The sequence below is a fragment of the Polynucleobacter sp. 39-46-10 genome, assembly GCF_002282275.1.
Genome location: NZ_NCJB01000525.1, coordinates 1 through 1,191, shown reverse-complemented (window position 1 = coordinate 1,191; position 1,191 = coordinate 1). Strand labels below are relative to the sequence as shown.

The following is a 1,191-nucleotide window of genomic DNA, read 5'->3' as shown; positions in this document are numbered from 1 at the left end:
ACCAAACAATTTTTTGCCGAAAATTGCAAAGGACGAAAGAAAATGAATACAAGCAGCGCCGAATTTTTAGCTTCTAAAGCTAACCAAGACACAGCAAACCCAAATTCCACAGCGAATGCGCCTGAAATGATTGGCGCCGAGATGTTGGTGAAGGCATTGCACAAAGAGGGTGTTGAATATGTTTGGGGTTACCCAGGCGGTTCAGTTCTCTTCATCTACGATGAAATCTTTAAGCAGGACAAGTTTGAACATATTCTTGTTCGTCATGAGCAAGCAGCAGTTCATGCGGCCGATGGCTATGCGCGTGCAACCGGTAAGGTTGGTGTCGCTCTAGTCACTTCAGGTCCAGGTGTTACCAATGCGGTTACCGGCATTGCTACTGCTTACACTGACTCCATCCCAATGGTGGTCATTAGCGGCAACGTGCCTACGTATGCAATTGGTGAAGATGCTTTCCAGGAAGCGGATACCGTTGGTATTACTCGCCCAGTGGTGAAGCATAATTTCTTAGTGAAGGATGTAAAAGACCTTCCTTTAGTGATTAAGAAAGCTTTTCACATCGCCCAAACAGGTCGGCCAGGCCCAGTATTGATCGACATCCCTAAGGATGTCTCCGCTGCGAAGGGGCCATTTGTTTATCCAGATACCTTGGAGATGCGCTCTTATAACCCGGTAATTAAAGGGCATAGTGGGCAGATTCGTAAGGCAGTTTCTTTATTGCAAGAAGCAGAGCGCCCATACATCTATACCGGTGGTGGCGTTATCTTGGCTGATGCTGCACCTGAGTTAAAAGAGTTTGCTGATTTGCTGGGCTATCCAGTAACCAATACCTTGATGGGTCTTGGTGGATTTCCTGGTACGAGTCCTCAGTTCCTCGGTATGCTCGGTATGCACGGTACTTACGAAGCCAATATGGCGATGCAGCACAGCGATGTGTTGATTGCGATTGGTGCTCGTTTTGATGACCGCGTGATCGGTAATACCACGCACTTTGCAAGCCATCCTCGCAAGATTATTCATATTGATATCGATCCCTCCGTGATTTCAAAGCGGGTGAAAGTGGATGTACCTATCGTTGGTAATCTCAAGGAAGTATTGCAAGAGATGACTGCTCAGCTTAAAGCTGCTGGTCCACGTAAGAATGATGCCAAGTTAGCGGCATGGTGGGAGCAGATTAACGAGTGGCGCAAA

General features: G+C 47.3%; 1 protein-coding gene. It reads left to right on the top strand.

The window, feature by feature from the left end; translation table 11 throughout:
* Positions 1–42: 42 nt before the first annotated feature.
* On the top strand, positions 43–1,191 hold a 1,149-nt coding region (locus B7X71_RS17400; RefSeq protein WP_293601665.1), incomplete at its 3' end, for a thiamine pyrophosphate-binding protein.